Genomic DNA, 26,355 nt, shown 5'->3' with positions numbered 1-26,355 from the left:
GTTCTTCCCGCCTGCCCGAGCCCCGAACGGAAACGGGCCGTACGGAGATGATTCCGTACGGCCCGCCCACAGGGAAATCGGACGTCAGGCCGGAACGCTCGCCACGCCCGGTGCCAGGAACTTCTTGCCGTTGACGCGCTCCGAGACGCCCGCCCGGTCCAGGTACGGCGTGATGCCGCCCAGGTGGAAGGGCCAGCCCGCGCCGGTGATCAGGCAGAGGTCGATGTCCTGCGCCTCGGCGACGACACCCTCGTCCAGCATCAGGCCGATCTCCTGCGCCACCGCGTCCAGGACGCGGTCGCGGGCCTGCTCCTCGGTCAGGACGACATCGCCCTGCTTGAGGAGTGCGGCGACCTCCGGGTCCAGCTCCGGCTTACCGGAGTCGTAGACGTAGAAGCCGCGCTTGCCGGCCTTGACGACCGACGCGAGGTTCTCGGAGACCGTGAAGCGCTCCGGGAAGGCGCGGTTCAGGGTCTCGGAGACGTGGAGGCCGATGGCCGGGCCGACGAGCTCCAGGAGCACCAGCGGGGACATCGGCAGACCGAGGGGCTCGACGGCCTTCTCGGCGACGGCGACCGGGGTGCCCTCGTCGATGACGTTCTGGATCTCGCCCATGAAGCGGGTGAGGATGCGGTTGACGACGAACGCCGGGGCGTCCTTCACCAGCACCGCGGTCTTCTTCAGCTTCCGCGCGACACCGAAGGCCGTGGCCAGCGAGGCGTCGTCGGTCCGCTCGCCGCGGACGATCTCCAGCAGCGGCAGGATCGCGACCGGGTTGAAGAAGTGGAAGCCGACGACCCGCTCGGGGTTCTTCAGCTTCGACGCCATCTCGGTGACCGACAGCGAGGAGGTGTTGGTGGCGAGGATCGCGTGCGCCGGAGCGACCGCCTCGACCTCCGCGAACACCTGCTGCTTGACGCCGATCTCCTCGAAGACCGCCTCGATGATGAAGTCGGCGTCGGAGAAGCCCTCCGCCTTGTCCAGCACACCGGAGACCAGGCCCTTGTAACGGTTGGCCTTGTCCTGGTTGATGCGGCCCTTGCCGAGCAGCTTGTCGATCTCGGAGTGGACATAGCCCACACCCTTGTCGACCCGGGCCTGGTCGATGTCCGTGAGGACGACCGGGACCTCCAGGCGGCGCAGGAAGAGCAGCGCGAGCTGGCTGGCCATCAGGCCGGCACCCACCACGCCGACCTTGGTGACCGGACGGGCCAGCGCCTTGTCCGGGGCCCCGGCGGGGCGCTTGGCGCGCTTCTGCACCAGGTTGAAGGCGTAGATGCCGGAGCGCAGCTCGCCACCCATGATCAGGTCCGCGAGGGCCTGGTCCTCGGCGTCGAAGCCGGCGCCGAGGTCGCCGTCCTTGGCGGCGGCGATGATGTCCAGCGCGCGGTACGCGGCCGGGGCCGCCCCGTGCACCTTGGAGTCGGCGATGGCCCGGCCGCGGGCGACGGCCTGGTCCCAGGCGTCACCGCGGTCGACGTCGGGACGCTCCACCGTGAGCGTGCCGTTCAGCACGGACGCGGTCCAGATCAGCGACTGCTCCAGGAAGTCCGCTCCCTCGAAGAGGGCGTCGGCGATCCCGAGCTCGAAGACCTGCTTGCCCTTGAGCTGGCGGTTCTGGTTGAGCGAGTTCTCGATGATCACCGTGACGGCGCGGTCGGCGCCGATCAGGTTGGGGAGCAGCGCGCAGCCGCCCCAGCCGGGGACCAGACCGAGGAAGACCTCTGGCAGCGAGAAGGCGGGGAGCGCCTTGGAGACGGTGCGGTACGAGCAGTGCAGACCGACCTCGACACCGCCGCCCATGGCAGCGCCGTTGTAGTACGCGAACGTCGGGACCGCGAGGCCGGACAGGCGGCGGAAGACGTCGTGGCCGCCCTTGCCGATGGCCAGCGCGTCCTTGTGCTCCTTCAGGAGCTCGACACCCTTGAGGTCGGCGCCGACCGCGAAGATGAACGGCTTGCCGGTGAGGCCGATGCCGGTGATCGCGCCCTCGGCGGCCTCCTTCTCGACCTGGTCGATGGCGGCGTTCAGGTTCGCCAGCGACTGCGGTCCGAAGGTGGTCGGCTTGGTGTGGTCCAGGCCGTTGTCCAGCGTGATGAGGGCGAAACGGCCCGCACCGGCCGGAAGGTCCAGGTGGCGTACGTGCGCCTGTGTGACGACCTCGCCGGGGAACAGCTCGGCCGCACCCTTCAGAAGCTCAGTGGTGGTGGTGCTCACTTGTTGCCTCCGTCGAAGTTCGGGTTCTCCCAGACGACCGTCGCGCCCATGCCGAAGCCGACGCACATGGTCGTCAGGCCGTAGCGGACCTCGGGGTGCTCCTCGAACTGGCGGGCCAGCTGAGTCATCAGACGCACACCGGAGGAGGCCAGCGGGTGACCGTAGGCGATGGCGCCGCCGTACTGGTTCACGCGGGCGTCGTCGTCGGCGATGCCGTAGTGCTCCAGGAAGGCGAGCACCTGCACGGCGAACGCCTCGTTGATCTCGAAGAGACCGATGTCGGAGATGGACAGGCCGGCCTTGGCCAGGGCCTTCTCGGTCGCCGGGATCGGGCCGTAGCCCATGACCTCCGGCTCGACGCCCACGTAGGCGTACGACACGAGGCGCATCCTGACCGGGAGGCCCATCTCGCGGGCGACGTCCTCGGCGGCGAGCAGCGAGGCGGTGGCGCCGTCGTTGAGCCCTGCGGCGTTACCGGCCGTCACGCGGCCGTGGGCGCGGAACGGGGTCTTCAGGCCGGCCAGGGACTCCATCGTGGTGCCCGGGCGCATCGGCTCGTCGGCGGTGACCAGGCCCCAGCCCGTCTCACCGGCCTCGGCGTTGGTGCGGCGCACGGAGACCGGCACCAGGTCCTGCTGGATCTTGCCGTCGGCGTACGCCTTGGCGGCCTTCTCCTGCGAACGCACCGCGTACTCGTCGGCGCGCTGCTTGGTGATCGAGGGGTACCGGTCGTGCAGGTTCTCGGCGGTCATGCCCATGAACAGGGCGGACTCGTCGACCAGCTTCTCCGATACGAAGCGCGGGTTCGGGTCCACGCCCTCACCCATCGGGTGGCGGCCCATGTGCTCGACGCCGCCGGCGACCACGACGTCGTACGCGCCGAAGGCGATGGAACCGGCCGTCGCGGTCACGGCGGTCAGCGCGCCGGCGCACATGCGGTCGATCGAGTAACCGGGGACGGACTGCGGCAGACCGGCCAGGATTCCGGCGGTGCGGCCGAGCGTCAGGCCCTGGTCGCCGATCTGCGTGGTCGCGGCGATGGCGACCTCGTCGATCTTCGCGGGGTCCAGATCCGGGTTGCGTCGCAGCAGCTCCCGGATGGCCTTCACGACGAGATCGTCGGCGCGGGTCTCGTGGTAGATGCCCTTGGGGCCCGCTTTGCCGAACGGGGTGCGGACGCCGTCGACGAAGACGACGTCCCGGATGGTACGAGGCACGGTGGCTCTCCTCCAGGGTGCGGGATGGCACTGCTGCGGGGCGCACTCGGAAAGCGCGCCGCCTCCCTCATGCTACTTGCGGGTAACCAGACTGCCCACCCTCCGGGACCGGAGCGGTGAAGGTCACACGCCCGGACGCCGCAAGGTCGTCACAGGCAGTGATCATCGCGCCCGGCGACGGCGAAATCGGGCAGCGCCGTCAACCTGGCGTGAATTCGATGCTCCCGGAGGGGCGATCGGGCCCTTATGGACCCGCGCGTCAGCAGAACGCCCCCGGCCGAGGACCAGGGGCGTTCCGGGTGCGAAGGAGGGGAGGGATCAGGCGTCGGTGCCCAGTGCCCGGAAAAGGAGCGGGGAGACCTGCTCGATCTGCCAGCGCCGCGCCCCGTGACCGGCGAGTGTGTCCTCCAGCGAGGAGGGCGTCAGGCTCTGGGGGGGCTCCCAGCAGACCCGTCGCACGGTGTCCGGCGTGATCAGGTTCTCCTGCGGCATGTTCAGCCGCTCGGCGAGCTCCGACACCGCGGCACGGGCCGCCGAGAGACGGGCCGCGGCCGCCGGGTCCTTGTCCGCCCAGGAGCGGGGCGGCGGCGGGCCGGCGAGCTGCGGGCCGGGCTGCGGGAGCTCGGACTCGGGCAGTGCCCTGGCCCGGTCCACGGCAGCCTGCCACTGCTCCAGCTGACGGCGGCCCATGCGGTGGCCGAAGCCCGGCAGTGCCATCAGAGCCTGCACGGTGAGGGGGATCGCCAGCGCCGCCTCCACGATCGCGCCGTCGCCGAGGATCTTGCCGGGCGAGATGTCACGGCGCTGCGCGACCTCGTCCCGGGTGTTCCACAGTTCCCGTACGACCGCCATCTGACGGCGGCGGCGCACCTTGTGCATCCCGGACGTACGGCGCCACGGGTCCTGGCGCGGGGGTGCGGGCGGCGCCGAGGCGATCGCCTCGAACTCCTCCCGCGCCCACTCCAGCTTGCCCTGCTGTTCGAGCTCCTCCTCCAGGGCGTCGCGCAGATCGATCAGCAGTTCGACATCGAGAGCGGCGTAACGCAGCCAGGGGTCGGGAAGGGGGCGGGTGGACCAGTCGACGGCCGAGTGCCCCTTCTCCAGCGCGTACCCCAGCACGCTCTCGACCATCGCGCCGAGGCCGACACGCGGGAAACCCGCCAGTCGTCCGGCGAGTTCGGTGTCGAAGAGCCCGGTGGGGATCATGCCTATTTCGCGGAGACAGGGGAGGTCCTGGGTCGCCGCGTGCAGGATCCACTCACTGCCGGACAGGGCGGCGCCCAGGCCCGACAGGTCGGGACAGCCGACCGGGTCGACGAGGGCGCTGCCCGCGCCCTCGCGGCGCAGCTGTACGAGGTAGGCGCGCTGGCCGTAGCGGTACCCGGAGGCGCGCTCGGCGTCCACGGCCACGGGGCCGGTGCCCACGGCGAAGGAGGCGATCACCTGGGCCAGGGCGTCGTTGGACGCCACCACCGGGGGAATGCCCTCGCGCGGTTCGAGCAAGGGGATCGGCGCCGGGGCGACGTCGTCCGGGGGGGCGCCCCCGGTGGTTCGCAGTGAAGTGTCTTCTGCGGTCTCTTGGGCGTCGGTCACGTGTCAAGGGTATCTGTGTATGTCCAGCGCCCGTCGACGGAATGATCCGTCGACGGGCGCTGATGCACGTATTCCAGCCGGGGCCGCATCCGTGCACGTGGCGGCCGGGGCGGTGGCGGTCAGTGGATGATGCCCGTTCGCAGGGCCACGGCGACCATTCCTGCGCGGTCTCCGGTGCCGAGCTTGCGGGCGATGCGGGCGAGATGGGACTTGACGGTCAGGGCGGAGAGGCCCATCGAGACGCCGATGGCCTTGTTGGACTGGCCTTCGGCGACCAGGCGGAGCACCTCCACCTCACGGCCTGACAGTTCGCGGTAGCCGCCCGGGTGGCTCGGGGAACCGGGAGGCCGACGGTGCATGCGGGCGGCATTGGCGCCGATCGGTGCGACGCCGGGGCGGGTGGGGTGGCCGATGTTGGTACGGGTGCCGGTGACGACGTAGCCCTTCACGCCGCCCGCGAGGGCGTTGCGTACGGCACCGATGTCGTCGGCGGCGGAGAGGGCGAGGCCGTTCGGCCAGCCCGCGGCTCGGGTCTCGGACAGCAGGGTCAGCCCGGAACCATCGGGCAGGTGGACGTCGGCAACGCAGATGTCGCGCGGGTTGCCGATTCGGGGACGGGCCTCCGCGATGGACGACGCCTCGATGACGTCACGAACTCCGAGTGCCCACAGGTGCCGGGTGACGGTGGAACGGACACGGGGGTCGGCGACGACGACCATGGCCGTCGGCTTGTTCGGGCGGTAGGCGACCAGGCTTGCGGGCTGCTCGAGGAGAACGGACACCAGGCCTCCTGGGGAGTGGCGGGACGGGCCGGCTCGGGGATGAAGCCGGGGCGAACCGTGCTTGAAGGGTCATTGACCTCTTCGGCAGCAGACCCGTCCTCCTTTAGAGGAAGATCACGATTTGGTGAGTAACAATTCGGGCAAATAGGACGCGCGATCGATTGTACGAAAAGAGAGCCGGTGAATGTGCGAGCAATGTGACGCAGTGTTACGAAACCTGGGGTCCGCGCCGCTGCGGCAACGTCACCACCGTCGCCTCGGCAGTCCCCGACGGCGGCAGCCCGGCGATCTGGCAGAGCAGATCACCCCACGCGACCAGGTGCGCCGCCGCGTCCGGTACGCCGCCGCGCCCCTCGCGGGGCGTCCAGGAGGCCCTGATCTCGATCTGGGTCGCGGGCCGACGTGAGGAGAGCGCACCGAAGTAGTGCGATCCGGCGCGCGTCACGGTGCCGCCGGCCTCCCCGTACGACAGGCCCCGCGCGTCCAGCGCACCCGTCAGCCAGGACCAGCACACCTCGGGCAGCAGCGGATCCGCCGCCATCTCCGGCTCCAGCTCCGCCCGTACGAGCGTCACCAGGCGGAAGGTGCCCTGCCAGGCGTCGTGCCCGGACGGATCGTGAAGGAGTACGAGACGGCCGTCGGCGAGGTCGTCCTCGCCGTCGACGACCGCGGCCTCCAGGGCGTACGCGTGCGGAGCGAGGCGTTGGGGCGGCCTCGTCGGCTCGACCTCGAGTTCTGGGCGCAGCCGCGCGGAGCGCAGCGCGTCGACCGCCGACCGGAACGCGGGCGGGACGGATGCCTCCTCCGTTCTGTCCTTGCTGTCAGCGCCATCGGAATGATCGGAATATTGTCCCTGAGCCGGAGCCATGCGGGGAAGAGTAGGCGGAACCGGGGCCTCGCGCAGGGAGGGACACCCTGGGGGCACAAGCTCCTCACGGCTTCGTGCGAAGATTCTTGGTGTGAGTGCCAACGATCGCCCGACGGGCCAGCAGACGAAGTCATCCGCCACCCATGAGTCGGCGTTCCTCAAGGCGTGCCGGCGTGAACCCGTGCCGCACACCCCGGTCTGGTTCATGCGACAGGCGGGGCGCTCACTTCCCGAGTACCTGAAGGTCCGCGAGGGCATCGCGATGCTCGACTCCTGCATGATGCCGGAGCTCGTCGCCGAGATCACCCTGCAGCCCGTGCGCCGCCACAAGGTGGACGCCGCGATCTTCTTCAGCGACATCGTCGTCCCGCTCAAGGCCATCGGCATCGACCTCGACATCAAGCCCGGTGTCGGCCCGGTGATCGCGGAACCGGTCCGTACCCGCGCCGATCTGGCCCGGCTGCGCGACCTCACGCCCGAGGACGTCCCGTACGTCACCGAGGCCATGGGCATGCTCACCGCCGAGCTGGGCGCCACTCCGCTCATCGGTTTCGCCGGAGCGCCGTTCACTCTCGCGAGCTACCTCGTGGAGGGCGGCCCGTCCCGCAACCACGAGCGCACCAAGGCCATGATGTACGGCGACCCGGAGCTCTGGGCCGACCTGCTCGACCGGCTCGCGGAGATCACCGGTGCCTTCCTGAAGGTCCAGATCGAGGCGGGCGCCTCGGCGGTCCAGCTCTTCGACTCCTGGGTGGGCGCCCTGGCCCCCGCCGACTACCGGCGCTCGGTCATGCCGGCCTCCGCGAAGGTCTTCGACACCATCGCGCCGTACGGCGTCCCGCGCATCCACTTCGGTGTCGGCACCGGTGAACTCCTCGGCCTCATGGGAGAGGCCGGCGCGGACGTCGTCGGTGTCGACTGGCGGGTCCCGTTGGACGAGGCCGCCCGCCGCGTCGGCCCCGGCAAGGCGCTCCAGGGCAACCTCGACCCGGCGGTGCTGTTCGCGCCGACCCCGGTGGTGGAGGAGAAGACCCGCGAGGTGCTGGACGCGGCCGCGGGCCTGGAGGGCCACATCTTCAACCTGGGCCACGGCGTCATGCCGTCGATGGACCCGGACGCGCTGACCCGGCTCGTCGAGTACGTCCACACGCAGACGGCACGCTAGGTCCTGTCTGGAGTTCCCCCGCGGCGTCGCGGCGTCCGGCACCGCCGCCTCCGGCGTTGTCGTCAGTCGCGAGGGCTCCGCCATCGCTCCCTCCTCCGCCTTGGATTCGACGGCACCGGACGCCGCTCCTTCTCCCGCGCTGGAACTCCAGACAGGACCTAGTCGCAATGCCGTTCGGTTAGCCGTCCGGTGGGCTTGGCAATGCGTTGATCTCGATGTGGACGGTGGTCCTGTGGGTGCGGTGGTCGATGTTGCGGCCGACGGCGCGGTACTTGGAGCTGATCGCTCGTTTCTTCACGCGGGGCCGGGACCGGTCTCGGCGGGCGGGTAGGAGGCCGTTGAGTATGGCGGTGCCGATCCGGCCGACGAGGTCGATCCTGGTGTGGGGGATGATGCCGGCGGCACGGATGATCTGGTCACGTGCCGTGTTCAGCGCGATGGTGAATGCGGTGCGGTCGGGGTCGATGTTGGGCCGGTGCAGGACGGCGTCGCTCATCGCGGTGCGTAGTGCCTGGTAGGCGACCAGAAGCGCCCAGGTTTCCTGGGTGACGGCTGCCGGGTAGCGGCCGCGCAGGACTCTGCCGCCGAGGATGGTCGATTTCAGCTCGCAGTAGCTGGTCTCGATCTCCCAGCGTTCGCGGTAGAGCCTGACCAGAGCGGTGGCGGGTGCCTCGTCGGGGTCGAGCAGACTGGTGACGAGCCGGTAGGTGCTGTGGGTGGCGGGACGCTTGTCGGCGCCGTCGGTGGGGGCGAGGGTGATGGTGGCGTCGATGACGCGGACGGTGACTTCGCCTATGCGGGACAGGAACGTTCCGTCGGGCAGACGACGCAGGATCGGCAGCTTGAGCGCGGTGCTGTGGGTCTTGGCGCGGATGAGGAAGTCCGCGCCCGTGGACGCGACCGTGCGCACGAAGGCGGTGGCTGAGAAGTTCCGGTCACCCAGAAGCAGCGTCCCGGGCCGTAGTGCTCCGGTCGTGCCCGCGGTGGTGATCAGGTCTCGGGCGTAGGTCAGCTCGCCGGTCGCGTCGGTGCCGAAGACGGCGTCCATGAGGGTTCGGGTCCCGCAGGCCACCAGCGTGACCAGGCGCAGCATCGGGTATCCGGACGGCCCGTTCTGTCCTGCCTTCGCCTTGGGGAACACCGCGAGGTTCGCGGGTGTGTCCGGCAGGGCGAGCTGGGTTCCGTCGATCGCGACGACCAGCCTGCCCGCGAACCGTGTCGTCTGTGTCGCGGTCACCGCTGCGGGGCCTTTGACCAGGTCGAACAGTGCTTTCAATGGTTTGGGGCCGACCCGTCGCATCGCGGCCGTGATCGATGAACCCGCTGGCACGGGCAGCGGCGCGGGCAGTGAGGCGGTCAGCCGGGACCAGATCCCGGTCCAGCCGAGCCCGGTGAACAGTGCGCCTGCGAGCAGGAGGTAGACCACCACCCGCGACGGCAGCCGTCGAACCCGCTGCTGCAGACCACCTGCGGATGCGAGTGCCTCGTCGACGAGATCGAACGGGACAACCTGGGTCAACTCGCCCAAGTGCCCCACGGCAAAGACACCGGGGGCATGCGTAATGACAGAATCAGACACTGCAGCCCTTGTGGAGGAACACGAGTCTTGGCGGACCCGAGAACCACTACAGGGGCTGCACCCGTATCACCAGCCGAAACGCCGAGAGTTTGCGCCGCTGACCGAACCCCTAACCGAACGGCATTGGACCTAGTCGCACCTCGTCCGGTACGTCAGGCGCTGCCCGCCCGACGTACCGCCGTGTTCGCTTTGCGGGCCGCCACCAGGATCGGGTCCCAGACCGGCGAGAACGGCGGGGCGTACCCCAGGTCGAGCGCCGTCATCTGGTCCACCGTCATCCGCGCGGTGAGCGCCACCGCCGCGATGTCCACCCGCTTCGCCGCCCCTTCGCGGCCCACGATCTGCACGCCGAGGAGCCGGCCCGTGCGGTACTCCGCGAGCATCTTCACCGTCATCGGCCGCGCCCCCGGGTAGTAGCCCGCCCGGCCGGTCGACTCGATCGTCGCGGTGACGAACCGCAGCCCGACGGCCTTCGCGTCCTTCTCCCGCAGGCCGGTCCTGGCGATCTCCAGATCGCAGACCTTGCTCACCGCCGTACCGACGACTCCGGGGAACGTCCCGTAGCCGCCGCCCACGTTCGCCCCGATGACCTGGCCGTGCTTGTTGGCGTGGGTGCCCAGCGCGATGTGGCGCAGACGCCCCGCGACCAGGTCCAGGACCTCGACGCAGTCGCCGCCCGCCCAGATGTTCTCGTGGCCCGTGACACGCATCGACGGGTCCGTGACCAGGCCGCCGTGCGCACCGAGCGGGAGGCCCGCCGCGCCGGCCAGCGTGGTCTCCGGTGTGACGCCGATGCCGAGCACCACGACATCGGCCGGGTAGGTCTCCGCGTCCGTGGCGACGGCCGTGACCCGGCCGTCGGGACCGGTGAGGATCTTGGTGACGGCGGCGTCGTTCACCGTCGTGATGCCCAGGCCGTCCATCGCCTCGTGCACCAGGCGGCCCATGTCCGGATCGAGCGTCGACATCGGCTGCGGCCCGCGGTTGAGCACCGTGACCTCGAAGCCGCGCTTCAGCATCGCCTCCGCCATCTCGACGCCGATGTACCCCGCGCCGACGACGACCGCGCGTCGGCCAGGCGCCCGGTCCAGGGAGTCCAGCAGTGCCTGCCCGTCGTCAAGGGTCTGCACCCCGTGGACACCCGCCGCGTCCATCCCCGGCAGTTCCGGGCGGACCGGTCGGGCCCCCGTGGCGATCACCAGCTTGTCGAAGCCAGTCCAGGACGCCTCGCCGCTCTCCCGGTCCACGGAGCGCACCCGCTGTCCGGCGACGTCGATCTCCGTCACCTCGGTGCGCATCCGCAGATCGATGCCGCGTTCCCGGTGCTCCTCGGGCGTACGGGCGATGAGGTCGTCCCGCTGCTCCACGTCGCCGCCCACCCAGTACGGGATGCCGCAGGCGGAGTACGAGGTGAAGTGGCTCCGCTCGAAGGCGACGATGCCCAGCTCGTCGGGCCCCCTGAACCTGCGGGCCTGTGACGCGGCGGACATGCCCGCCGCGTCACCTCCGATGACGACCAGTCGCTCCGCTGCCATGCCGGGTCCCTTCACCGCGATGTCCTGAGCCCCAACGGTACGGCGCGGCGGCGCTACTCCCCGGACGGGCCCGACCCGGGCGCTGCGGACGGGCCGGAGGCCGGGGGCTTCCCGGTGCGGCGCCGCAGACGGCGCCAGACCAGCAGGACGATCGCCGCCACCGCGAGGAACGGGGCCGAGGCCCCGATCGCCATGGCGATCCAGCGCAGCATCGCCACGAACGCGTCCCAGCCCCCGCCCAGCGCGTCCAGGAAGCCCGGATCGTCGTCGTGCCGCTTCGCGACCGGGGAATCCGGCTCCACCAGCTCCAGCGTGATCGTCGCCATCGAGGTGCGGTCCCTCAGCTTGGCCTGCCGGGCGAGCAGCGACTCCAGGGCCGCCTGACGGCTGCTCAGTTCCCCTTCCAGCGTGACCACGTCGGAGATCTTCTCGGCCTGGTCCATCAGCTTCCGCACCCGGGTGACGCTGGCCTTCTGGGTGGCGATCCGGCTTTCGACATCGACGACCTCCTCCGTGACGTCCTTCGCGTCGGAGGTACGCGACAGCAGCTTCCCGGAGCCCGCAAGACTCCGCAGGACCTCCTGGTACCGGTCCTCGGGCACCCGCAGCACGAGGTGAGAGCTCTCGTGCTCGTCGTCGAGCCGCTCCGTCGCCTCGTTCGACACGAACCCTCCGGCCCCCTCCGCCGTGGCCCGGGCCGACGCGACCGCCTTCGGTACGTTCTTCACCTCGACGAACAGCGTGGCCGTGCGGATGACGTGGGCGACGGCCGACGACTGCTCGTCGGCCCGGGCCTTGCCCTTGTTCCCGTCGGTGGACTTCCCCCCGGCCCTGTCCGCCGCACCGGCGCCCGCAGCCTTCGAGTCGGACTGCGCCATGCCCTTGTCGCTCGCTCCTGCGTTGTCGCGGGCACCGGCGCAGCCGCCGACGGCCAGCAGGGTGGCGAGCGTCCCCGCCGCCAGCGCCGCGCCGGTCTGCCGGGTCCGCCGTGCGCGACGTACGGGAGGTGCCGACGTGAGTGGTCGGTCCTTGGGTCGCTCGGTGTCCATAACTGGTCCCCCCAGGCTGGTGGTCGACGTTGCCGGTTCGACGTGCGGGCCTCGGCGCGGGTTGCCCGCAGGCGGTTTCGAAGCGGTCACGGTCGGGACTCGGTACGGGTTTGAGAGAGTGGACCCATGCAGGCTTCTCATCAGCGTTCTCATCAGGGCGCGCACACGCGCACGGGCCACGTCGTCGTCATCGGCGGTGGCATCGCAGGTCTGGCCGCCGCGCACAGGCTGCTCGCCACCGGGCTGCGGGTCACGCTCCTGGAGGCGACGGACCGCGTCGGCGGGAAGCTCATGACGGGCGAGGTCGCGGGTGCACGCGTCGACCTGGGCGCGGAGTCGATGCTCGCGCGCCGCCCCGAGGCCGTCGAACTGGCCGGAGCCGTCGGACTCGCCAGCCGTCTCCAGCCACCCGCCACCGCCACCGCGTCGGTGTGGACCCGCGACGCCCTGCGCCCCATGCCCACGGGCCACCTCATGGGCGTCCCCGGCGATCCTGCCGCGCTCGGCGGCGTGCTCTCCCCGGCGGGCCTGGCCCGGATCGCCGAGGAACGCGACCTGACGCCCACGCCCGTCGGCGAGGACGTCGCCGTCGGCGCGTACGTCGCCGACCGGCTCGGCCGCGAGGTCGTCGACCGGCTCGTGGAGCCGCTGCTCGGCGGGGTGTACGCGGGCGACGCCTACCGGATCTCCATGCGCGCCGCCGTACCGCAGCTCTTCGAGGTGGTGAAGGAGGGCGGCTCGCTCCTCGACGGAGTACGGCGGGTCCAGGAGCGGGCCGCCGCCCGGCAGGTGACGGGACCGGTCTTCCAGGGCATCGACGGCGGCGTCGGCAGCCTGCCCGAGGCCGTCGCCGACGCCGTGCGCGCGGGGGGAGCCGAGATCCTCACCCGTACACCCGTCCTCGGCCTGACCCGGACCGCCACCGGCTGGGACGTCCGCACCGACACCCGGGTGATCACCGCCGACGGGATCGTCCTGGCCACCCCGGCCTGGTCCGCCTCCACCCTTCTCGCCGCCGAGTCCCCGGCCGCCTCCGCCGAACTGGCCGGGGTCGAGTACGCCTCGATGGCCCTCGTCACCATGGCGTTCCGGCGCACCGACATCGAGGCGACCGAGGCACTTCGTGGGCGCTCCGGCTTCCTCGTACCGCCGGTCGACGGCCGCACGATCAAGGCGTCGACCTTCTCCAGCAACAAGTGGCAGTGGGTGGCGGACTCCGCGCCCGGTCTCTTCGTCCTGCGGACGTCCGTCGGCAGATACGGCGAGGAGGACCACCTGCACCGCGAGGACGCCGAGCTCGTCGACGTGAGCCTGCGCGATCTCGCAGATGCGACCGGACTGGCGGCCACGCCCGTGGACACGCAGGTCACCCGCTGGATCGGCGGACTCCCGCAGTATCCGGTCGGTCACCTCACCCGTGTCGCCCGCATCCGCGAGGAAGTGGCCAAGCTGCCGGGTCTGCGGGTCTGCGGGGCGGTGTACGACGGCGTCGGCATCCCGGCCTGCATCGCGAGTGCCCACCGCGCGGTGGACGAGATCATCGACACCCCACCCCTGGTTCAGGGCACTCGGAGCGAGGCGGGACAATAGCCGTATGAGTGCTGCTGAGAGTGCGACATCAAGCAAGGCCGCGAACGCCGGCAAGAAGGCCAAGGACCTCAACGAGGCCATCCGCTACACCCTGTGGTCGGTCTTCAAGCTGCGCGACGTGCTGCCGCTGGACCGCGCCGGCTACGCCGAGGAGGTCCAGGAGCTGTTCGACCAGCTCGCCGCGAAGGACGTCACCGTGCGCGGGACGTACGACGTGTCCGGGCTGCGTGCCGACGCCGACCTCATGATCTGGTGGCACGCCGAGACCTCCGACGAACTCCAGGAGGCGTACAACCTCTTCCGGCGTACCAAGCTGGGCCGCGCCGTCGAGCCGGTCTGGTCGAACATGGCGCTGCACCGCCCCGCCGAGTTCAACAAGTCGCACATCCCGGCCTTCCTGGCCGACGAGACGCCGCGCGACTACATCAGCGTCTACCCCTTCGTGCGCTCCTACGACTGGTACCTGCTGCCGGACGAGGACCGTCGACGCATGCTCGCGGACCACGGCAAGATGGCCCGCGGCTACCCCGACGTCCGCGCCAACACCGTCGCTTCCTTCTCCCTCGGCGACTACGAGTGGCTCCTCGCGTTCGAGGCCGACGAGCTGTACCGCATCGTCGACCTCATGCGTCACCTGCGCGCCTCCGAGGCGCGGCTCCACGTCCGCGAGGAGGTCCCGTTCTACACGGGGCGTCGCAAGTCGGTCGCAGACCTGGTGGCCGGGCTCGCGTAACCAGCGATTCCCGACCACCCCAACCCGGAAGATCAGACGGTGGGCACCGGCGTTCTCAGCCCCGCCCGTCGTTCCAGCGACACCGGGTTCGGCTCCCGGTGCGGCGCGCACTCCGCGCGCCGCACCGGTGTTCTTCCGGTCAGCAGATACGTCTCCAGATGCTTGTTGACGCACGTGTTCGTGGAGCCGCCGACACCGTGTGAACCGGAGTCCCGCTCCGTCACGAGCGCCGCGCCGCGCAGCCGCCGCTGAAGGGCGAGCGCCCCCTCGTACGGAGTCGCCGCGTCGCGTTCGGCCGCGAGGATCAGCACCGGAGGCAGCTCGCCCCACTCCGTACCGACGTCGACGGGCTCCTGCCGGGGTGCGGGCCAGTACGCGCACGGCAGATTCGCCCAGGCACCGGCCCAGGTCTCGAACGGAGCGATCGCGGCGACTGCCGTGTGGTCGCGGTCCCACACCCGCCAGTCCGTCGGCCACGGCGCGTCGTTGCACCGGACCGCCGTGTGGACCGCGTGGGCGTTCTCGTTGTCCCTGGCCGCCGCGGCGCGGGGGGACGCCTGGTCGGCCAGCGGCTTCGGATTGCCGCGTACGTACTCCGAGAGAGCCGTCGCCCGCATCGCCCAGTAGTCGTCGTAGTACAGGGCGCCCAGGAGCGCGGAGTGCAACTGCGCGGGCCCGACCTTCCCGCCCGCGGGCCGCTCGGCGACTGCCTTGCGCACGGTGTCGTAACTGCGCCGCACCGCCTCGGGTGAGGTTCCGAGGTGATACGTCGCATCGTGCTTGGCGACCCAGATGCGGAAGTCCTCCCAGCGGGATTCGAAGGCCAGTGACTGATCGAGGTGCGAGCGGTACCAGATCTGGCCCGGGGCCGGATCCACGGCCGAGTCGAACACCATGCGCCGGACGTGCGAGGGGAAGAGCGTGGCGTACAGCGCGCCGAGGTACGTGCCGTACGAGGCCCCCATGAACGTCAGCTTCCGCTCGCCCAGCGCCGCGCGCAGGACGTCCAGGTCACGGGCGTTGTCGAGCGAGGTGTAGTGCCGCAGCGAGGGACCGGCGTCGCGCGCGCAGCCCTCCGCGTACGCCTTCGCCCGCTCGATACGCCGCTGCTTGTACGCCGCCGAGGGGTGCACCGGCAGGTCGGAGGGTGCTTCGGCGAAGTCGGCGGGGTCCTGGCAGGAGAGCGGGGCGGACGGGATGACGCCGCGCGGGGCGTAGCCAACGACGTCGTACGCGCGCGCGATCTCCTTCCACTCCGGCAGCTCACCGACCAGCGGGAAGGTGATGCTGGACGCGCCGGGCCCGCCCGGGTTGTAGACGAGGGAGCCCTGGTGCTCGTCCGCTTTCCCGCTCGCCCGGGCGCGGCTGACGACGAGTTCGACCTGGCGGCCGTACGGGTCCGCGTAGTCGAGCGGGACGGCGACGGTCCCGCAGCGGAGGGAGTCGGGCAGCATCTCCTCCTCGGGGCAGGGCCCGAAGGAGATCCCGGTGGCCGCGGCACGGGCCGCGGCGAGTTCGGTGCCGGCGGCCTCGGCGGACGTGGGTGCCGTGCCGAGGCCGGGAGCGGGGCTGGGGGACGCCGGGGCGGGGGATGCCGGGGCGGCGGGGGAAGCGGCCGGGGCCGTGGGGGCGGACACCAGCGTCAGGGCCACGCACACGATCGTTCCGTACAGCGCCGCTGCTTTCACGCGCGTTCCCTCCGTGCAGCCGGTGGGGCCGAGGGGCCCGTGAAGCCGAAGGGGGGATGGTCCGGCGTGCGATCAGCGAAGTAAAGCACCACACCGCAATGTCACATGTAATGCCCCGGATGGGCCGACCACCCCGTGCGACGCCCTGTCAGGGCGGCGCGGAGCGCGGGGTCCCGCACGGCGCGCACACCGTGGACGGCCACCGCGGCCAGCAGGTCGCGGTCGGCGCCGGACACCGGGGCGGGCAGGGAGTCGAGCCACTGCTGCCCGGACGGGGAGGCCCACGGGCTGTACGGATGGTTCCCGACGCGGGCGATCGCGAGACACCCCAGCGTCAGGACGAGCGGCAGCCCGAACCAGGCGGCCACCGGGCCCGCGCCGTCCGGTCCCCGGCCCGGCAGGAGCACCGCGGCGCAGGCCAGCACCACGACGAGAACGGCCGAAGCGCGCACCGCACGCGCCGCCGACGCCACGCCCGTACGGGTCCCGTGCGGAACGGCCAGGCCTGCCGCGACGAGCCGGTCGGCGAGAGCACGTACGGCGTCCGCGGCGGCCGCCGCGGTCCGTATCGGCGCTATCCGGGACTGACCCTGCGGCCCGATGGCCCGTATGACGGTCCGTTCGACCTCGTCGCGGCCCTCCGGGTCGACGACGGTCGCCCAGCCGGTGTGCGCGAGCAGCAGCCGGCGCCGCAGATGCATGGAGACCAGCGCCAGATCGGCGACCCGGTGCGGGCCGCCGGCCAGGAACGCCGTCTCGTACAGATTCAGTGCGTGATGGGCGCGTTCGGGTACGGCGGCGGCCGGAGGCGCCGACGCCGCGGTTGCGAGGCAGAGGCGGATGCACGACATGGCCGCCGCGGCCCACGCGACCAGCAGGAACAGGACCCAGAGCATGCCCGATTTCTATGCGAGGGGGACCCGCCGCGCCATGCCCTGTTCACCATACGGACGTGGCACCGTCCAGCGGCCGGTACGCGTGGCCGGTTCCGGCCGTTGCTCACGAACTGCTGCCGCCGCAGCTGGAACCGCCCGAACTGCTACCGCAGCTCGACCCGCCGCTGCTTCCGCTGCTCCCACCACAGCTGGAGCCGGAGCTGCACGAGGACCCGCCGCCCGAGCCGCAGCCGCCTCCGCCGCCGCAGCCGCCCCCGCCGCCGCCCGAGCCGCCCCCGCTGGAACTCCCGCAGCTCGCACTGCCGGGACCCGCCCCGGCGCACCACACAGCGGGTACGAGGAGAGCCGAGGAGGAGAGCGTGGAGTCCGTGGTCATGGAGGACCCGCGCCGTCCGGTGGTCCGGACCCGGGCGGCGGCGATCAGCTGGGCCTGGAGGACCGGGTCGGGCAGCGCGCGCAGTCCCGTCGTGGCCACCAGCAGGGCCGGTGTCATCACGTAGACGTGCGCGGCCCGGTAGCCCTCGGCCGCCCGCCGGCCCGCCTTCGTGATCCTCCTCCTGGTGGACGAGGCCACGAGCATCCCGACGAGGGAGCCGGCCAGGAGGACGGGCAGCACCTTGATGATGAACGGGAAGGGGGTGTCCGCGTAACCCTCGTGCAGGCCGTACTGGACGAGGGTGAGCACGAAGCAGACCGGCAGGGCCAGCAGGCAGGCGAGGCCCTGCACGAGCCCCAGGACCCGGAGCGGACGGTTCGTGGCGGGGGCGACGAGCAGCCCGCGTGCCGCGAGTCCGTCGCCGGTCTCCTGGACGGCGGGGTGACGCATCACCGCGGCACGGAGCGTGTGCAGGGCGCCGGTCGGTGCCGTGGCGAGTTCCTGGAGCACGGCCCGTTCCACCGGGTCCCGGGCCTCGTTCCGCAGGACGGCGACGATGCCGGGGCCGCCCAGGGCCAGCCGCCCGTCCGTCTGCATCGCGGTCAGTGCGGTGTCGACCACTCTGGCCGGGCCGCCGTTGAGGAACGCCGCCTCGTAGAGGTCGTGGATCTGACTGTCGGCTCCCGCGACGGGGCGCTGAGCGGCGACGGCGCGGGCGATGAGAAGGACCGACGTGGTGATCACGGCGAGATTCAGCAGGATGGCGAGAACGTTCATCGGGTCACTTCCCCACGAGCGAGCGCGGCACGGGCCGCGCGGACGAGTCGGACGGAGCGGCGGGGCGGGCGCGGATCGACGCACTCCTGCCACCAGCGGGTCAGCCGCCGCCGGGCCGCGTGGTCCGCCGGGAGGCCGTTGATCAGCAACCGCTCCGCGAAGTCCACCGCGTCGCGACGGTACCCGTCGGACATCGGGTGGGTCCGCGCGTAGTCGACGAACGCGCCGCGGTATCCGTCGCCGAGGATCTCCGGGAGCTCCGGAGCCACCTTCGCGACCACGCCGGCCCGCTTGGCGGCCAGGGCCCGGCTCTGCACCCCGAGCCGCCGCTGGTCGAAGCCCTCCGGTGCGGGTGTTCCGGTGACGAGTGCGGAGAGCAGGGCGGTCTGGGCCACGGCGCTGCGGTTCCGGGCGCGCTCGCCCGGGGAGGCGGCCCGCACCGGGCGCACGGCCTCTGCCCGCGCCCGGCCGTCCCCGCTGTCCCCGCTGTCCCCGGAGGCAGCTGCGGCTGCCTCCAGCGTCGTGCGGATCGTGCTCAGCTCGCCCGCCAGTTCGGCGGCGGGCGGGAAGTCGTCGTCGCGCTCGAGCAGGACGCCGGGCGGGTCGACCCGGGAGCGCAGCGCGGTGAGGATGTCGAGCACGGGTCGCGTCACGGGGTGGGCGTGCGTGTCGTGCCAGACGCCGTCCTTCTGGACACCGCCCGCCACATGCACGTACGCGATGGCCTCGACGGGCAGCTCGTCGAGCGCGGTGGCCGGGTCCTCACCGCGGTTGACGTGGTTGGTGTGCAGGTTGGCGACATCGATCAGCAGCCGGACGCCGGTGCGCGCGACGAGTTCGGCGAGGAACTGCCCCTCGGTCATCTCCTCGCCCGGCCAGGAGATCAGCGCCGCGATGTTCTCCAGGGCCAGCGGTACGGGCAGCGAGTCCTGCGCGATCCGTACGTTCTCGCACAGGACGTCCAGCGCGTCCCAGGTGCGGGGCACCGGCAGCAGGTGACCCGCTTCGAGCCTCGGCGACGCGGTGAGCGGCCCCCCGCCGCGCACGAACGCGATGTGTTCCGTCACCAGCGGCGCACCGAGCAGCTCGGCCCGCGCCGCCAGGTCCGACAGCCGCACGGGATCAGGCCGGTCCGCACCGCCGAGCCCGAGCGAGACGCCGTGCGGAACGACGGTGACGCCCCGCTCCCTCAGCCGCATCAGGGCCTCCGGCGGGTGGCCGGTGCAGATGTTCTCCGCGACCGCTTCGACCCAGTCGATTCCGGGCAGCGTCGCCACGGCGTCCGCGATCTCCGGCCGCCAGCCGATCCCGATTCCCAGCTTCATGTGTGTCCCCCAGTTCCGCTTCGTGCGGGGGTGATGGCCCCGGCGGGCGGTGATGAATCCGAACAGGGGGACGTTCAGAGCTTGATTTGAGGTTCCCGTGGCTGCCGCCCGTCAGGGCATCGGCATCATGGTGGGGGGCACCGGGCGCGAGGTGAACGACTGGTCCCCGGTCGGCGTCACCGGCACCGGGACCTGCGGTATCCCCGCGCCGGACGGGACGGAAGGACCCGAGGGGCCGGCCGTCGAGGCACCCGCCGCCTCGCGTGCCAGCCCGTCGAAGTCGACGTATCCCGTGCCCTCCAGCATGGTGATGTGATCGAGCACCGTCTGGTTGGCGTCCGAGGCCAGCTGCCGTATCAGCGCGTTACGGGTGGTGTGCCGTACCTGGGCGATCAGCGAGAAGACCTTGCCGTGCGCGGCCCGCAGCAGATTGGCGAACTTCCGCTCGTACTCCTCGCCGCTCGCCGCGGTGAGCTCCCGGAGCCAGCCCTGCTGCTGGGCGGTGGGCTGGTTCGGCAGCTCCATCCCGAGCTTGGCGGCCACGTCGCGGGCGCGCCGGTCCAGGTCGGTGTGCCCCACGACGAGGTGGTCCCCGGCCGCCTTCGTCGCCTCGCTCGGGGCCCGCTGGATGGCCTGCTGCCCGGCGGGCAGTTCCCACAGTCCGGCGAGCCGCACCTTGATCAGGAAGTCCCGGTCGGTCGCGGAGAGCGGGCCCCACTGGGTGGCGACGCTCGACGCGTCGAGCTTGGCCTCGCCGGTGCCCGAGCGGTCGGCGTACGACCACACGGGGAAGGCGAGCGCGCCGAGCGTGGCGGCGAGTGCCGCGATGATGAGGGCCGTTCCATTGATGCGTCGCAACAAGGTGTCTCCCGGGCCGATGCGTGACAGCGTCGAATCAATCGCCAAATGACTCGCCGTGCAGGCTACTTGGCAGTAATGCCGATACGGCGGTATCGGGAGGTACGTAAGTGTGCGCAGGGATGTTCAGTCAGCGGCGCAGCGCGGGATGGTCGGCGACCACCGTGCAGGAGCCCGGCGCGATCTCGGTGAACCCGGCGTCCCGCACCACCGGCAGGCCGCTCACGGTGAGTTCCCGCCAGCGGGCCGGGTCCGGGGTGGCCACCGACAGCGGGAAGCCGGCCTCGCGCCATGCCTTGCGCTCGGTCTCCGACAGTTCCCACCAGGCGAGCTGGGCGCCGTGTCCTGCCTGGGCCATCGTCTTGCCCGCCGACATGTCTACGTCGGGGTTGAGCCAGAGCACCGGACCGGCCGGATCGGGTGCGGCCGGGGGCTCGGGGTCGTCGAGGTCCGTGCCCGACACCTGGAGTCTGGCCAGTTCCTTCGGCCAGCCGTCCAGTGGCACCGGCGGAAAGACCCGTACCTCGGCGCTGTCCCCGGTGACCGTGATCCCTGGCAGCGCGGACGCCTTGCGCCACTCCGCGCCGCGCGCCCGGCGCACCACCTTGCGGATCCGGGCGTCCTGCCAGTCCCGCATGAGCTGCGCCCACTCGCCCTCGTCGTGGGAGCGCTCGTCGGAGAGGATCGTGAGCACGGCACGGGCGGCGGTCCGCAGGGCGTCGGTACGGGCCGGCGGCGCCGTCTTCTCGATGTGCACCACCAGCGGCAGGACGAACTGCGGCGCCTCGTCGCGGACGGTCGGCTCGGTCCGGAACGGGCTGTCCGTAAGGGCGGGGGCGACGGGGGACTCGGACGCGGGGAGGTCGTTGCTGCTCACCCGCCCAGTCTGCCAGGCGCCCGGCACCGGCTTCTCGGCGGAACTTCTTGGCGGAACGAAACACTCCGGGTGAGGATGCTCGGCATGAAGAGCGATCTTTTTTCCAGCGAGCACATGGTCCAGGCGGCCACCGTCCCCGGAATGACCCTGCAGAACAGCAAGTCCATCAAATACGCCGTCAACGGCGAGATGCACGCACGTCAGGGCTCGATGATCGCCTTTCGCGGCAATCTCCAGTTCGAGCGCAAGGGCCAGGGCATCGGTGGCATGCTCAAGCGAGCGGTCACCGGCGAGGGGCTGGCGCTCATGGCGGTCCGTGGCCAGGGTGAGGCGTGGTTCGCCCACGAGGCGGCGAACTGCTTCATCGTGGAGATGGAGCAGGGTGACGTCCTGACCGTCAACGGCCGCAACGTCCTCTGCTTCGACGCCACCCTGGGGTACGAGATCAAGACCGTGAAGGGGGCCGGGATGACCGGCGGCGGCCTCTTCAACAGTGTCTTCAGCGGCTACGGGAAGCTCGGGCTGATATGTGAGGGCGACCCGCTGGTGATCCCGGTGACGGCGGCGCAGCCGGTGTACGTGGACACGGACGCGGTCGTCGGCTGGAGCGAGCGGCTCACCACGTCCCTGCACCGCTCGCAGAGCTTCGGCTCGATGGTGCGCGGCGGCTCGGGCGAGGCCGTCCAGCTGATGCTCCAGGGAGAGGGGTTCGTGATCGTACGGCCGAGCGAGGTCAAGGCGGAGAAGGCGTCGGCCAACTGAGGCTGCGAGGCGTGGGCCGCCGGTGCGGCCTGCCCCTGGCCGGCGCCCTCGTGATCGCCGCGGGGGCGGCGGTCCTCGTCCGCCGGCTCGCTGCGGTGCGCGAGTGACTACCCTCGTACGTATGGACGATGCCTGCGGCGGGAATCCCGCACCGAAGCCGGAGGCCGAGAACACGGACAAGGGCCCTCCGTTCGCCGAATGCGTACTGTGCCGCGAGCCGACCGAGTATCCGGAGTCGGTGAGGGGCATCACGCTGTGCCCGGTGTGCGAGTGGCGGGAAGCGGAGCGCGCGGCCTGCTCCGGCTGAGCTGGGGCCCGGCCCGGCTGAGCTGGGGCCCGGCCGGGTCCTCAGCCACGCATCAGCTCGGAGACTTTCACGAACCGGTAGCCCCGTGCGCGCAGCTCCGGCACCACCCGCCGTACCGCCTCGTCGGTCACCGGCGCCGCGCTGCGCGTGCAGTGCATGACCACCAGCGATCCGGGCGTCACCCCTGCCAGTACCTGCTCGGCCACCGCGTCGGCGTCCGTCGCGAACGCGTCGCCGCTGACGACGTCCCACTGCACCGCTGTCACCTTCTCCGACGCCAGCGTGCGCAGGGCCGCCTCGTCGTAGCAGCCGCCGGGGAAGCGGAAGTACGGTACGACGTTGCGCGCCCCCGCCTCCCGGAACGCGGCGAAGGCGCGCCGCACGTCGTCGCGCATGTCCGCCTGCCCGACGACCGGCAGGCCGTAGCAGGGAGACGCGAAGGCGTGGTGCCGGTACGAGTGGTTGGCGATCTCGAACAGGGGATCCGTGCCGATCGACCGGGCCTGCGACGGGTACTCCTGCGCCCACCGGCCGGTCATGAAGATGGTCGACGGGACCTTCAGCCGGCGCAGCGAGGCGATCAGTTCCGGGTTGTCGAAGCGCTCGCCGGAAGCCGCGCGCGGTCCCTGATCCGCGGTCATGTCCGCGTCGAAGGTCAGGGCCACGACCTTGTCGCGGGAGCGGGTGCCCTCACCGCCCCCGCTCGGGCCGCGCTCGAAGACGGGGGTCAGGCCGGCCGGTCCCGGTGCCCTCGTGGGCGCCTGCCGCCCGGCCGGTGAGGAGGCGAGCGCGCCGGCCGGGGCGGAGGGTGCCGAGGAAGGGGAGCCGGAGGGTGCAGGGGACGCGGCCCGGGGGGTCTCGGTACGGGCCGCCCGCGGGTTACCGCATCCGAAGAGGCCGGTCCCGAGCACGACCCCCAAAACGGTCATCGCCGTCATTTTCCGTACAGAGTTGATCACTGTCGGAAACTAACCGATCAACCCGTGGTGAGCCGCCTACGGCGCTCCCGCGCCGCAGACGGGCCCCGGGATTCACTCGGTCATCGCCACGGCCCCGTCACCGCGAAGGTCGTTCCGGGCGTGTAGCAGTTCAGATACATCGTCAGGCCGTCCGGCGAGAAGGCCGACCCGGCGAATTCGCCCCACTCCGGCTCCTGCGGAGTCCCCGTGTTCTGCCGCCCGCGCGCCAGCGTGTAGACCTCGCCCCGCCGGGTCACCCCCAGCACGTACTGGGCCCCGTTGCCGTCCTCGCACACCATCAGCCCGCCGTCGGGCGCCAGACAGATGTTGTCGGGGGACTCGCCGGGCAGCTGGATGTCCGTGTCCGGGCCGAAGACGACCACCAGGGTGAGGCGGCGCCGCCGCGGCTCGTAACGCCACACCTGCCCGTAGTGGTCGCCCGACGAGCCCTCCGAGCGGCGCGCGAAGCTGGAGACGAAGTAGACCGACGTGCCGCCCCAGTAGCAGCCCTCCAGCTTCTGGGCGTGCGTGATGCCCTTCGGTCCGAAGTCCTGGAGCCGGATCGGTGTCTCCGCCGCGAGCGGATCGGGTACGGGGACCCACTCGACCCCGCCGAAACTCGCCCCGGTCTCCTGGATGGCGGAGAGGTCGGGCACGCCCGGCACCCGCATCGCCTCCAGCGCGCCACCGGCCCGCAGCGAACCGCGCCCGCCGAGTGGCTTCTCGGGCAGGAAACGGTAGAAGAGCCCGAAAGGCCGCTGGAACGCGTCCTCCGTCTCGTACACGATCCCGCAGCGCGGATCGACGGCGACGGCCTCGTGCTGGAAGCGGCCCATCGCGGTGAGCGGTACGGCTCCGGTACGGCGCGGATCGGCGCCGTCCACCTCGAAGACGAAGCCGTGGTCCTTGGTGTAGCCGTTCGTTCCGGCCTTGTCCTCGGTCTCCTCGCAGGTCAGCCAGGTGTTCCAGGGGGTCGGGCCGCCGGCGCAGTTCACCGCCGTACCGGCGATGGCGACGTGTTCGCCGAGGACCCTGTTGCGGCTGTCGAGCTCCAGGGCCGTACAGCCGCCCTTGCCCATGGGGTCGTAGGTGAGGCCGTCGACCGTGGGGACCGCGAGTGCGGCGGAGGCGCGGTTCTCGTGATTGCGCACGAGGTGCACCCGGCCGCGGTCGCCCCGGAAGGCGGCCATGCCGTCGTGGTTGCCGGGGACGAGACCCTCGCCCGAACGGAGCTCGTCGCCCTGGCGTGACAGCACCCGGTAGCGGAAACCTTTCGGCAGGTCGAGCAGTCCGTCCGGATCGGGGACGAGGGGGCCGTAACCGCTGTGGCCCACGGCGGCGGAGGTGCCCGCGAAGAGTTCGGAGAACGCTCCGGTGAAGGCGACCGAGACGGCGGCTGCGCCGCTGCCGGCCAGGACCTGACGTCGTGTCGCGGGGCGTCGTGCGTCTGAAGACATGAGGCAACTCCCTGTTGGCGGACAGGTGTGACCCGCATGTGTGTACCACGCGAGTTGCCGCGCGGGAACCATGCGGGCCACTGTGCCTCGTGATGGCGCCCGGGACAGCTGTGGTCCCAGGGCCCCGTGTGATCAGGCCAGGGAAGCGGAAAGCGTGATCGTCGTACCCGTCAGCGCCTGACTGACCGGGCAGTTCTCCTTGGCGCCCTCGGCGGCCTTCACGAAGTCCGCCTCGTCCATGCCGGGGACCTCGCCCTGAACGGTGAGGTGGATGCCGGTGATGCCCGTACCGGGCTGGAAGGTCACCTCGGCCTTGGTGTTCAGCCGGGTCGGCGGGGTGCCGGCCTTGGCCAGACCGCCCGAGAGGGCCATCGAGAAGCAGCTGGAGTGCGCCGCGGCGATGAGCTCCTCGGGGCTGGTCTTGCCGTTCGCCTGCTCCGCACGCGACGGCCAGGAGACCGGGTACTCGCCGATGCCGGAGGAGTCGAGGGTGACGACGCCCTCCCCCTCGATCAGACTGCCTTCCCAGACCGTGTGCGCCTGACGCGTGGTAGCCATGCTGGAATCCCTTCAAACGGTGTGCGCGGTATACGGGACGTACGGGGCTCCCGGAGGTGCCCCGTACGGTGGTACGTCCCCGAACCTACTGCGCCACCAGCCCCTTTGCGTCACGCGCCAGCGCCGTGAGACGGGAGATGGCCCGGAAGTACTTCTTCCGGTACCCGCCGTTCAGCATCTCGTCGCTGAACAGCCTGTCGAAGGGGAGCCCCGAGGCGAGTACCGGAACCTCCCGGTCGTAGAGCCGGTCGGCGAGGACGACGAGCCGCAGTGCCGTGGACTGGTCGGGCACCGGCTCCACCCCGGTGAGGCAGACCGCGCTGATGCCGTCCGTCATCGCCCCGTACCGGCTCGGGTGGACCCGGGCGAGGTGGTCGAGCAGGCCGGGGAAGTCGTCGAGGGCGGCGTCCGGCGTGGCGTACGCGGCCCTGGTGACCTGCTCGTCGGAGAAGGGCGACGGGGCCTCGGGCAGCCCGCGGTGGCGGTAGTCCTCGCCGTCGATCCGCAGCGGCCGGAAGTGCGAGGAGAGACCCTGGATCTCACGGAGGAAGTCGGCGGAGGCGAAGCGGCCCTCGCCGAGCTTGCCGGGCAGCGTGTTGGAGGTGGCGGCCAGGGCCACCCCCGCCTCGACCAGCCGGCCCAGCAGCGAGGAGACCAGCACCGTGTCGCCCGGGTCGTCGAGCTCGAATTCGTCGATGCACAGCAGCCGGTGCCCGCTGAGCGTCTGCACGGTCTGCTGGAAGCCCAGCGCGCCGACCAGATTGGTCAGCTCGACGAACGTGCCGAACGCCTTCAGCGAAGGAGCCGCGGGCGTGGCGTGCCAGAGGGAGGCCAGCAGGTGGGTCTTGCCGACGCCGTAGCCGCCGTCGAGATAGACCCCGCGTGGCCCGGCCGGAGCGACGGGCGCCTTCCGGCCGAACCACTTCCGCCTGGCCGCCCCGGTGGCGTGCGCACCGCCGAGCCCGCCCGCGAACTCGCTCAGCACACGGACCGCTTCCCTCTGGCTGGGCTGGTTCGGGTCGGGGACGTACGTCTCGAAGCGCACCGAATCGAAACGCGGCGGCGGCACCATCTCGGCGACCAGACGGTCGGCGGGAACGCGCGGCTCACGGGCGCACAGGGACAGCGGGGCCGCTTCAGCTATGGGGCTCTGCCCCGGAACGGCGGTGGATGACGACACAACTCGC

At 71.4% G+C, this 26,355-nt stretch carries 23 protein-coding genes; 5 read left to right on the top strand and 18 right to left on the bottom strand.

Annotated elements, in window-relative coordinates:
* Window positions 1-84: 84 nt before the first annotated feature.
* From F0344_RS05540 to F0344_RS05520, 5 genes are all read right to left on the bottom strand, one after another.
* Complete coding sequence (locus F0344_RS05540) at window positions 85-2,217, bottom strand: 3-hydroxyacyl-CoA dehydrogenase NAD-binding domain-containing protein (protein WP_185297707.1); 2,133 nt, start codon at window positions 2,215-2,217, stop codon at window positions 85-87.
* Window positions 2,214-3,434 carry a thiolase family protein gene (locus F0344_RS05535; RefSeq protein ID WP_185297706.1) on the bottom strand — a complete coding sequence of 407 codons (1,221 nt, stop codon included), beginning with the start codon at window positions 3,432-3,434 and terminating at the stop codon, window positions 2,214-2,216. Before F0344_RS05535 ends, F0344_RS05540 begins: the two co-directional genes overlap by 4 nt.
* Window positions 3,435-3,752: 318 nt before the next feature.
* A complete protein-coding gene (locus F0344_RS05530) occupies window positions 3,753-5,027 on the bottom strand; it encodes an HRDC domain-containing protein (RefSeq protein ID WP_185297705.1) in 1,275 nt (424 codons plus the stop codon).
* A gap of 119 nt (window positions 5,028-5,146) precedes the next feature.
* Window positions 5,147-5,809 carry a response regulator transcription factor gene (locus tag F0344_RS05525; protein WP_185297704.1) on the bottom strand — a complete coding sequence of 221 codons (663 nt, stop codon included), beginning with the start codon at window positions 5,807-5,809 and terminating at the stop codon, window positions 5,147-5,149.
* Window positions 5,810-6,017: 208 nt separating this feature from the next.
* Window positions 6,018-6,677 (bottom strand): DUF3000 domain-containing protein, encoded by a 660-nt coding sequence (locus tag F0344_RS05520; RefSeq protein WP_185297703.1) that lies wholly within the window; start codon window positions 6,675-6,677, stop codon window positions 6,018-6,020.
* A 91-nt stretch (window positions 6,678-6,768) separates the two neighbouring features.
* Here F0344_RS05520 and hemE point away from each other — a divergent pair, with 91 nt between their 5' ends.
* Window positions 6,769-7,842: a uroporphyrinogen decarboxylase gene (gene hemE / locus F0344_RS05515; RefSeq protein WP_185297702.1), complete on the top strand. Its 1,074-nt coding sequence runs from the start codon at window positions 6,769-6,771 to the stop codon at window positions 7,840-7,842.
* Between the two features lie 178 nt (window positions 7,843-8,020).
* On the opposite strand, the gene F0344_RS05510 is transcribed toward hemE, so the two are convergent.
* From F0344_RS05510 to F0344_RS05500, 3 genes are all read right to left on the bottom strand, one after another.
* Entirely contained in the window at window positions 8,021-9,379 is a 1,359-nt protein-coding gene (locus F0344_RS05510; protein ID WP_258050223.1) for an IS4 family transposase, read from the bottom strand.
* Window positions 9,380-9,573: 194 nt separating this feature from the next.
* Complete coding sequence (locus F0344_RS05505; protein WP_185297701.1) at window positions 9,574-10,956, bottom strand: FAD-dependent oxidoreductase; 1,383 nt, start codon at window positions 10,954-10,956, stop codon at window positions 9,574-9,576.
* A 53-nt stretch (window positions 10,957-11,009) separates the two neighbouring features.
* Window positions 11,010-12,005: a DUF4349 domain-containing protein gene (locus tag F0344_RS05500; protein WP_185297700.1), complete on the bottom strand. Its 996-nt coding sequence runs from the start codon at window positions 12,003-12,005 to the stop codon at window positions 11,010-11,012.
* A 126-nt stretch (window positions 12,006-12,131) separates the two neighbouring features.
* Here F0344_RS05500 and hemG point away from each other — a divergent pair, with 126 nt between their 5' ends.
* Window positions 12,132-13,595: a protoporphyrinogen oxidase gene (hemG, locus tag F0344_RS05495; protein ID WP_185297699.1), complete on the top strand. Its 1,464-nt coding sequence runs from the start codon at window positions 12,132-12,134 to the stop codon at window positions 13,593-13,595.
* Window positions 13,596-13,599: 4 nt separating this feature from the next.
* The gene (hemQ, locus tag F0344_RS05490) at window positions 13,600-14,328 is read left to right on the top strand and encodes a hydrogen peroxide-dependent heme synthase (RefSeq protein ID WP_185297698.1); all 729 of its coding nucleotides are present in this window, start codon (window positions 13,600-13,602) and stop codon (window positions 14,326-14,328) included.
* Between the two features lie 32 nt (window positions 14,329-14,360).
* Here hemQ and F0344_RS05485 read toward each other — a convergent pair whose 3' ends face one another.
* From F0344_RS05485 to F0344_RS05460, 6 genes are all read right to left on the bottom strand, one after another.
* On the bottom strand, window positions 14,361-16,016 hold the full coding sequence (locus F0344_RS05485; RefSeq protein WP_258049680.1) for an alpha/beta hydrolase: 1,656 nt from the start codon (window positions 16,014-16,016) through the stop codon (window positions 14,361-14,363).
* 101 nt (window positions 16,017-16,117) lie between these two features.
* Entirely contained in the window at window positions 16,118-16,912 is a 795-nt protein-coding gene (locus F0344_RS05480; RefSeq protein WP_185297697.1) for a TIGR04222 domain-containing membrane protein, read from the bottom strand.
* Between the two features lie 103 nt (window positions 16,913-17,015).
* Window positions 17,016-18,065, bottom strand: a complete 1,050-nt coding sequence (locus tag F0344_RS05475) for a TIGR04222 domain-containing membrane protein (protein ID WP_185297696.1) — start codon at window positions 18,063-18,065, stop codon at window positions 17,016-17,018.
* Entirely contained in the window at window positions 18,062-19,390 is a 1,329-nt protein-coding gene (locus F0344_RS05470; protein WP_185297695.1) for a DUF692 domain-containing protein, read from the bottom strand. Before F0344_RS05470 ends, F0344_RS05475 begins: the two co-directional genes overlap by 4 nt.
* Window positions 19,391-19,501: 111 nt before the next feature.
* Window positions 19,502-20,248: a DUF4142 domain-containing protein gene (locus tag F0344_RS05465; protein ID WP_185297694.1), complete on the bottom strand. Its 747-nt coding sequence runs from the start codon at window positions 20,246-20,248 to the stop codon at window positions 19,502-19,504.
* Between the two features lie 130 nt (window positions 20,249-20,378).
* Entirely contained in the window at window positions 20,379-21,125 is a 747-nt protein-coding gene (locus F0344_RS05460; protein ID WP_185297693.1) for a peptidyl-tRNA hydrolase, read from the bottom strand.
* Between the two features lie 84 nt (window positions 21,126-21,209).
* Between F0344_RS05460 and F0344_RS05455 the strand changes: the two genes are divergently transcribed.
* Window positions 21,210-21,887, top strand: a complete 678-nt coding sequence (locus tag F0344_RS05455) for an AIM24 family protein (protein WP_185297692.1) — start codon at window positions 21,210-21,212, stop codon at window positions 21,885-21,887.
* A gap of 121 nt (window positions 21,888-22,008) precedes the next feature.
* The gene (locus F0344_RS05450; protein WP_185297691.1) at window positions 22,009-22,194 is read left to right on the top strand and encodes a hypothetical protein; all 186 of its coding nucleotides are present in this window, start codon (window positions 22,009-22,011) and stop codon (window positions 22,192-22,194) included.
* 41 nt (window positions 22,195-22,235) lie between these two features.
* Here F0344_RS05450 and F0344_RS05445 read toward each other — a convergent pair whose 3' ends face one another.
* From F0344_RS05445 to zapE, 4 genes are all read right to left on the bottom strand, one after another.
* A complete protein-coding gene (locus F0344_RS05445) occupies window positions 22,236-23,132 on the bottom strand; it encodes a polysaccharide deacetylase family protein (protein WP_185297690.1) in 897 nt (298 codons plus the stop codon).
* A gap of 101 nt (window positions 23,133-23,233) precedes the next feature.
* Complete coding sequence (locus F0344_RS05440) at window positions 23,234-24,610, bottom strand: alkaline phosphatase PhoX (RefSeq protein WP_185297689.1); 1,377 nt, start codon at window positions 24,608-24,610, stop codon at window positions 23,234-23,236.
* Window positions 24,611-24,742: 132 nt separating this feature from the next.
* A complete protein-coding gene (locus F0344_RS05435; RefSeq protein WP_185297688.1) occupies window positions 24,743-25,168 on the bottom strand; it encodes an OsmC family protein in 426 nt (141 codons plus the stop codon).
* 85 nt (window positions 25,169-25,253) lie between these two features.
* Window positions 25,254-26,348: a cell division protein ZapE gene (gene zapE, locus F0344_RS05430; RefSeq protein ID WP_185297687.1), complete on the bottom strand. Its 1,095-nt coding sequence runs from the start codon at window positions 26,346-26,348 to the stop codon at window positions 25,254-25,256.
* Between the last annotated feature and the right edge of the window lie 7 nt (window positions 26,349-26,355).

Source organism: Streptomyces finlayi (assembly GCF_014216315.1).
GTDB classification, from domain to species: Bacteria; Actinomycetota; Actinomycetes; order Streptomycetales; family Streptomycetaceae; genus Streptomyces; species Streptomyces finlayi_A.
This window is presented reverse-complemented; position numbering and strand designations above follow the sequence as displayed.

Bases quoted from the DNA above. Each gene is read 5' to 3' on its own strand.
- F0344_RS05450 (WP_185297691.1), top strand. From the start codon at position 22,009: ATGGACGATGCCTGCGGCGGGAATCCCGCACCGAAGCCGGAGGCCGAG.
- F0344_RS05480 (WP_185297697.1), bottom strand. From the start codon at position 16,912: ATGCTCTGGGTCCTGTTCCTGCTGGTCGCGTGGGCCGCGGCGGCCATG.
- F0344_RS05470 (WP_185297695.1), bottom strand. From the start codon at position 19,390: ATGAAGCTGGGAATCGGGATCGGCTGGCGGCCGGAGATCGCGGACGCC.
- hemQ (WP_185297698.1), top strand. From the start codon at position 13,600: ATGAGTGCTGCTGAGAGTGCGACATCAAGCAAGGCCGCGAACGCCGGC.
- F0344_RS05440 (WP_185297689.1), bottom strand. From the start codon at position 24,610: ATGTCTTCAGACGCACGACGCCCCGCGACACGACGTCAGGTCCTGGCC.
- F0344_RS05435 (WP_185297688.1), bottom strand. From the start codon at position 25,168: ATGGCTACCACGCGTCAGGCGCACACGGTCTGGGAAGGCAGTCTGATC.
- F0344_RS05505 (WP_185297701.1), bottom strand. From the start codon at position 10,956: ATGGCAGCGGAGCGACTGGTCGTCATCGGAGGTGACGCGGCGGGCATG.
- F0344_RS05445 (WP_185297690.1), bottom strand. From the start codon at position 23,132: ATGACGGCGATGACCGTTTTGGGGGTCGTGCTCGGGACCGGCCTCTTC.
- F0344_RS05475 (WP_185297696.1), bottom strand. From the start codon at position 18,065: ATGAACGTTCTCGCCATCCTGCTGAATCTCGCCGTGATCACCACGTCG.
- F0344_RS05520 (WP_185297703.1), bottom strand. From the start codon at position 6,677: ATGGCTCCGGCTCAGGGACAATATTCCGATCATTCCGATGGCGCTGAC.
- hemG (WP_185297699.1), top strand. From the start codon at position 12,132: ATGCAGGCTTCTCATCAGCGTTCTCATCAGGGCGCGCACACGCGCACG.
- F0344_RS05500 (WP_185297700.1), bottom strand. From the start codon at position 12,005: ATGGACACCGAGCGACCCAAGGACCGACCACTCACGTCGGCACCTCCC.
- F0344_RS05455 (WP_185297692.1), top strand. From the start codon at position 21,210: ATGAAGAGCGATCTTTTTTCCAGCGAGCACATGGTCCAGGCGGCCACC.